The sequence below is a fragment of the Hydrocarboniphaga daqingensis genome (assembly GCF_900129825.1).
Taxonomy (GTDB): domain Bacteria; phylum Pseudomonadota; class Gammaproteobacteria; order Nevskiales; family Nevskiaceae; genus Hydrocarboniphaga; species Hydrocarboniphaga daqingensis.
This window is the reverse complement of the sequence record NZ_FQWZ01000004.1, coordinates 454,867-461,311: the sequence shown is the minus strand read 5'-3', so window position 1 is coordinate 461,311 and position 6,445 is coordinate 454,867. Positions and strand designations below refer to the sequence as shown.

Sequence of the window (6,445 nt, the reverse complement as noted above, 5' to 3'; positions counted from 1 at the left end):
CTACAACCTGCAGGCCTTGTCCGAGACGCTGGTCGAAACCAAGAAGGCCGCGCCGAACGAAAACGCGATCACGCTGCTGGTCTCGCCCAATGTCTCCTATGAGGACGTGGTCAAGGTCATGGAAGCGGCGCGGCTGACGCCGGCCGAGGCGCGCAACCTCGGCTTGCCGCGTGAGCTGTATCCGCTGATCTCCATCGGCGATGCTGCGGTGGCCGCGCCATGAGCTCGCGTCGCCGCGAACGCCGCACCGAACGGGCCGTGCGCCGCAAGAAGGGCGCGGTGGCGATCAACATCGTCTCGCTGATCGACATCTTCGCCATCCTGGTGTTCTACCTGCTGGTCAACGCGCTGGTGGTCGAGGTGATCCCCTCGCCGCGCTCGATCAAGCTGCCCGAGTCGGTGATCAAGGAGCAGCCGCGTCCGACCGTGACGATCATCGTCACCGCCGAGGACATCCTGGTCGACAACCGCTCGGTGATGTCCACGGCCCAGGCGCTGAAGGCTGACGTCAAGCTGCTGCCCGCTCTGAAGTCAGCGCTGCTGCTGGCGCCGCTGATGCAGGTCGAGGGCGACACGCAGAACCGGCTGACGCGGGGCGAGGTCAACATCGTCGCTGACAAGTCGATCCCGTACAGCTTGCTCAAGAAGGTCATGGCCACCTGCTCGGATACCCGATTCGCGCGCATCTCGCTGGCCGTCGTCGAAAAGAAGGGAGGGGGCGAATGACCGCCGCCGCTGTCGATACCCGCGCCATCATCGGCGTCGATGCCTGGGGACTCGCCGAGGAAGCGGATCGGCGGTTTCGGCGCGTTGCCGGGGCTGCACTGCTGGCGTTCCTGATACTGGCCATCGTGATTCCACTGCTGAACTTCGCCGGCCTCGAACGAGGGGGCGGCGACACGCTGGAGCGCCGCTACGTCAGCCTGTTGCCGGACGCCGAAGTCGCCGATCAAACCGAAGAGCCCAAGCCATCGGAAGACGACGCGCCCAAGCCTGAAGAACCCAAGCCGCAGGAAGTCAAAAAGCCGGAGCCGGCCAAGCCCAGGGCTGAGCCGGTGGCCAAGCCGGAGCCGACCAAGGAGCAGTTGGTGGCATCGGCGCGCGACAAGGCGGCGCAGACCGGCGTGATGGCGATGGCCGATCAGCTCAAGGCCTTGCGTGACAACTCGCTTCAGGGGCTTGATGCCGCACGTCCCTTGTCCAGCGACGTGGTCACTGCGCGCGCCGGCACTGGCGCCAGCGGCGGCACGGCCGGCGGCGGCGCGATCGCACAGTCAGCGGCCGCAAGCTCGGGCGGCATCTCCGGCTCCGGAACCGGCGAGACCCGGCGGTCACAGGCGGGTGCCGGTCTGGGCCAGCGTCGCACCACCACGGTCGAGAGTCCGATCGGTATCGGGCCGGACAAGACCCGGCCGGGCCAGAGCGGCGACAAGTCAGTGGCCGCGCGCACGCTGGATGAGATCCAGTTGACGTTCGACCGCAACAAGGCCGCGTTCTACTCGATCTACCAGCGCGTGCTCCGCGACAAGCCCGACGTCCGCGGCAAGATGGTGGTCAGCCTGACGATCGCGCCGGATGGTTCGGTCAGTGATTGCCGGCTGGTGTCGAGCGAGCTGGGCGACGCCGAGCTCGAAGAGCGGATCATCGCGCGCGTCAAGCTGCTCAACTTCGGTGCAAAGGCCGTCCCGACCTTTACGTATCCGAACTATCCGATCTACCTGTTCCCGGCCTGATCCGCCCGCAGGCGGCGCGATGGCGGATTTATTGCGTCGCCGGCCGTACGCTAGGCGTCCCTCTTCGCAGGGCGCCTAGCGTCAATGCTCCTGCTGAGCGCAACCGAACCATACGAATACGATGATCATCAAACCTCGCATCCGCGGCTTCATGTGTGTCACGGCGCATCCGGAAGGCTGCAAGGCCAACGTCCGCGAGCAGATCGACTACGTCCGCCGCCACGGCGTGCGGACCGACGGCCCGAAGAAGGTTTTGGTGATCGGGGCGTCCACCGGCTACGGACTGGCCGCGCGAATCACGGCTGCCTTCGGCTACGGTGCCTCGACACTCGGACTGTTCTTCGAACGCGGCGGTGAAGCCGACCGCGTCGGCAGCGCCGGGTGGTACAACTCTGCTGCATTCCACCAGTTTGCCGAGGCGCAGGGGCTTTACGCCAAAAGCATCAACGGTGATGCATTTTCGGACGAGATCAAGCAGAAGACGATCGACGTGATCCGCCAGGATCTCGGTCAGGTTGATCTGGTGATTTACAGCCTGGCCTCACCACGCCGCAAACACCCGCGCACGGGTGTCGTTTACAGCTCGACGCTCAAGCCGATTGGCCAGCCACTGACGCAGCGCGCGCTGGACACGGACAAGGTCGTCATCAAGAGCGTGACGCTCGAACCGGCCACGCAGCAGGAAATCGACGATACCGTCGCCGTGATGGGCGGTGAAGACTGGCAGATGTGGATCGACGCGCTCGACGAGGCCGGCGTGTTGGCGCCCGGAGCCAAGACGTCCGCGTTCACCTATGTCGGCGAGCAGGTGACACGCGCGATTTACTGGAACGGCACGATCGGCGCCGCCAAGCAGGACCTGGACAAAAAGGTCCTCGACATCCGCCGCAAGCTCGCCGTCGGTGGGGGCGATGCGCGGGTCGCCGTGCTTAAGGCCGTCGTCACCCAAGCCAGCTCGGCGATCCCGGTGATGCCGCTGTACTTGGCCATGCTGTTCAAGGTCATGAAACAGCGCGGCACGCACGAGGGCTGCATTGAGCAGATTCTGTCGCTGTATCGGGACAATCTGTACAGCACGACGCCGACGCTCGATGCCGAAGGGCGCATCCGCACCGATTACAAAGAGCTCGACCTGGACGTACAGAAGCAGGTCGAAGACAGCTGGAAGATCATCGAGAACGACACGATCGAATCGATGACCGACTTTGCCGGCTATCGTCACGAGTTTTTGCGCTTGTTCGGATTCGACGTCGCTGGCGTCGACTACGATGCCGACGTCGATCCCGTGGTGCCGATCGCCCACCTCATCGAGTGACCGGCAGCCGTTGAGCTCGCGGTAGCGCAAGCCCTGCGACCACATCCAGCCCGCTGATACCAGCGGGCTTTTTTTGTGCCGACGAATCCTGATCTACGCGAGCGCCGTAACTCCAACGTCCAAAAACGGACGCACTCTGGAGAACCGCTTGAACCCTTCAACGACCCATAAGGCGCTGCTCGCAACGACGATGCTGTCGCTGACCCCGATGGCACAGGCCGTCGACACGCAGGCCACCGTCAGCGGTGTGTTCGCATATTCGATCAGCCAGTTCGACGGCGACGTCAGCGGCACCGACACCGACGCCGAAAACAACGCCTCCTCGGTGCGCTTGCGCGCTCAGGCCAGCGAAGATGGTTACAGCGGCTTTGTCGTCTACGAGCGTGGCTTGGACCGCTTCAACAGTGCCAGCGTCAACACCGAGCAGCAGGACTTCGTTCGCGAGTTCTTCGGCGGCATTGGCACGCGTTACGGCACGGTGTCCTATGGCCGCCGTTCGACGTTCTACAAGCAGGCGGCGCAGAAGATCGATCCGTTCTATGACACGTCGACGGCCGGCTTCAACGGGCAGTTTGCCAACGAAGGCGGCGGCTATGGCTTGTCGAACCTGAGCAATGGCTTCGTCAGCAACACGGTGGCCTATGAAGCACCGGTTCTGCATGGCTTGAGCTTCCACGCGGCGGCCTATTTGAACGACAACGGCGACGCTCAGGCAGCCGCAATCCCGGGCACCAATGACCACGACGACTACGCTGCCGGCCTGCTGTACCAGGACGCCGACAGAGGGTTTGCGGTGGGCGTGGAATATCTCGACATCAATTCCATCGTCAACAACATCGTCGGCGCCGATGCGAACGTCGTCTTCGGCGTCAACAAGCCGGCTCAGTCGGAAGCGGTGCGCGTCTACGGCGCCTATACGCTCGATGCGCTGAGCCTGGGCGCCTCGTTTGAGCAGATCGACGTCGAAGGCGAAGCCGACGCCCGGAAGTACATGATGCTGTCGGCAACGTACGCCGTGGTGCCGAAGCTTCGGCTGGCATTGAGCTACGGCCTGCTCGATGACGTCGTGCCCAACGCGACCATCAACCCCGACGGCATCGATGGCGATGGCTTTACCGCCGGTGCCTTCTATGAAGTGTTCGAAAACCTGACGACCTACGTCGCCGGGCGCTTGGTCTCGCTTGATTCGGGCGACGATACCAGCACGATTGCGGCGGGCATGGCCTATCGCTTCAAGGCAGGGCTGACGCCGTAAGTCAGACAGTACGCCGCCCGATCACGGGCGGCGTACGCAAAGATTCAGCTTGCCGCCGCCGAGGTAGGAGACGACGCGCCAGCGATAAGTGCCTGGCGCGCCGTCGTACTCAACGGACTCGCTTCCCTCGATGCCGTTGGCGGTCGCCACGATCACCCACTGGCCCGCCTCGTCTCGACGTTGCAGATACAGATCGAAGTCGGTCGAAGCGGGTGCGGCAAGCTCGGCACGATGCAGGCTGCCGGCGCGATCGACATAGCCGTCACCATCGGGGTAGAACGCCGTCGCCCCCGGTGTGAGGCTACCGCTGGCTTTGTCATACCCGGCGGGGCACTGGGTCGACGCCATCGTGTAGCGCGCGCTGAGTGATACGCCCGAAAAGCCGCGGGTTGCTTTCAGCAAGACGTAGTACACGCCGGGCCGCGGCCAAGTCAGCGTGCAGCTGTCTGCGTTCTGCGTGTTTTGCGACCGGCAATCGAATGTCGTCTCATCGGGCTTGGCGCCCAAGCGAACGTAGAGATCCGCGTTGCCGACACCGCCGGCAATGGTGAAGCTCACTTCGTCGACACCGGCCGGAACGCTCAGCGTGTAGCTCAGCGAGCTGCCGGCTTCCGCACCAAGTGCAGTCACAAGGCCGTCGTTCTGCAACTCGCGCGGGCTGGCTGCCGGTGGGACTTCGGGTGTCGGCGTTGGCGAAGGGGTCGGCAGCGGCGGGCTTGGCAGCGTTGGTGGGGGCAGCGCGGCCAGCGCCGATGCCACCGCTGTCGGCCCATCGGCAAGACCCGCACCGCAACCGGAACAAGCGCTCGGGAACGGACGCACGCTCGACTTGAGCATCGACTCCACGCCGTCCGCGCTCAAGCTGGGGTGTATGGAGAGCATCAGCGCCGCAAGCCCGGCCACGTGCGGCGCCGCCATCGAGGTACCCTCGAAGTACGCATAGCTATCGACACCGGGCGTGGTGCTTCCCGCGTTGTAGGTCGACACAATGGCCGAGGGCTCGGATGCGCTGGCATCGCCACCGGGCGCCGCCAGATCCACGACCGAGCCGGTGTTGGCGTAGCGCGCGCGCACACCGCTGCGCGATACCGCGGTGACGACGACCACCCCCTTGCAGTTGCCCGGGCTGTACCGAGCGGCATCTCCCGACTCGTTGCCCGCAGACACGACAACCACCGAGCCGCGAGCACGGACACTGTCGATGGCCGTCTGTGTGGTCGCGGCGCAGCTACCCTCGCCGCCCAGCGACAAGTTAATGACGCGGGCGGGTGTCGGGTTCAGCGGCGCGCCCGCCACCTTGACCCCACCGGCCCATGCGATCGCGTCGGCGATGTCGGACGTAAAACCGCCGCAGCGACCGAGCGCGCGAACCGGCAGCACCCGCGCGGCTGATGCGACGCCGGCGACGCCCTGGCCGTTGTCCGTCAACGCGGCAATGATTCCGGCGACATGAGTGCCGTGCCAGCGGCTGTCCGCCGCGTCAGGCTCGTCTTCGCATTCGTTGGCCCGGCGCCAATCGCCGGGATCGCTGGCGTCGGCATCGCGGCCGTCACCGTCATTGCTGAACTGGGTGTCGCTGACGAAATCGTAGCCGGGCAGCAGGTTGGGTCGGAGATCGGCATGAGGACGCACACCCGTGTCGATCACAGCGACCACGACCCCGGCGCCACGGCTGCGGTCCCAGGCTGTCGGTAACCGAAGTCCAGCCCGGTTATCGAACAAACCCCATTGCTCGTTGTAGCGCGGGTCGTTGGGAACGGCATCGGCACGCATCCGGCGGTCGGGCTCGACGTACTCGATGTTGGGATCGCTGCGGATCTCGTCGAGCAGCGACTCCATCTCGCTGGGCGTCAGCGACGACCCGCGGAGTTCGAGCACCTGTGCACCACTCCAAGTCGATCGCAGGCCGATGACGGCCAAGTTCCGGCGTGCTGCCGCGCGTTCGGGGCCCTGCGCGATCGCCTCTGGGCGCGACCGAAACACCTCGGCACCTTCGCGAAACTTGACGATCAAGCGCTGCGAATCGCCGGCCTGACCTGCGTCGGCAAACGAAGGCGCCGGCGCCGTCACAACAGCCATGACGGTCGCGACCAGGGCGGACAGCAAGCGGCGCGTACGAACGGGTTCGGACTGGAACATCGC

The 6,445-nt window shown here is 65.1% G+C and carries 5 protein-coding genes and 1 pseudogene; 5 read left to right on the top strand and 1 reads right to left on the bottom strand.

Going from position 1 to position 6,445, the window contains the following annotated elements; translation table 11 throughout:
- From BUB09_RS10615 to BUB09_RS10595, 5 genes and pseudogenes are all read left to right on the top strand, one after another.
- Positions 1–223 (top strand): annotated as a pseudogene (locus tag BUB09_RS10615) (ExbD/TolR family protein); the annotation flags it as partial.
- Positions 220–726, top strand: coding sequence for an ExbD/TolR family protein (locus tag BUB09_RS10610; RefSeq protein WP_072897406.1), 507 nt, complete (start codon positions 220–222; stop codon positions 724–726). The pseudogene BUB09_RS10615 and the gene BUB09_RS10610, both read left to right, overlap by 4 nt.
- Positions 723–1,733, top strand: a complete 1,011-nt coding sequence (locus BUB09_RS10605) for an AgmX/PglI C-terminal domain-containing protein (RefSeq protein WP_072897404.1) — start codon at positions 723–725, stop codon at positions 1,731–1,733. The genes BUB09_RS10610 and BUB09_RS10605 overlap by 4 nt, the downstream gene beginning before the upstream one ends.
- A 121-nt stretch (positions 1,734–1,854) precedes the next feature.
- Positions 1,855–3,048 carry an enoyl-ACP reductase FabV gene (fabV, locus tag BUB09_RS10600; RefSeq protein WP_072897402.1) on the top strand — a complete coding sequence of 398 codons (1,194 nt, stop codon included), beginning with the start codon at positions 1,855–1,857 and terminating at the stop codon, positions 3,046–3,048.
- A gap of 148 nt (positions 3,049–3,196) precedes the next feature.
- Positions 3,197–4,303 carry a porin gene (locus tag BUB09_RS10595; RefSeq protein WP_139250239.1) on the top strand — a complete coding sequence of 369 codons (1,107 nt, stop codon included), beginning with the start codon at positions 3,197–3,199 and terminating at the stop codon, positions 4,301–4,303.
- Positions 4,304–4,324: 21 nt separating this feature from the next.
- Here BUB09_RS10595 and BUB09_RS10590 read toward each other — a convergent pair whose 3' ends face one another.
- Entirely contained in the window at positions 4,325–6,382 is a 2,058-nt protein-coding gene (locus BUB09_RS10590; protein ID WP_217650285.1) for a S8 family peptidase, read from the bottom strand.
- Between the last annotated feature and the right edge of the window lie 63 nt (positions 6,383–6,445).

Bases quoted from the DNA above. Each gene is read 5' to 3' on its own strand.
- BUB09_RS10610 (WP_072897406.1), top strand. From the start codon at position 220: ATGAGCTCGCGTCGCCGCGAACGCCGCACCGAACGGGCCGTGCGCCGC.
- BUB09_RS10605 (WP_072897404.1), top strand. From the start codon at position 723: ATGACCGCCGCCGCTGTCGATACCCGCGCCATCATCGGCGTCGATGCC.
- fabV (WP_072897402.1), top strand. From the start codon at position 1,855: ATGATCATCAAACCTCGCATCCGCGGCTTCATGTGTGTCACGGCGCAT.
- BUB09_RS10590 (WP_217650285.1), bottom strand. From the start codon at position 6,382: ATGGCTGTTGTGACGGCGCCGGCGCCTTCGTTTGCCGACGCAGGTCAG.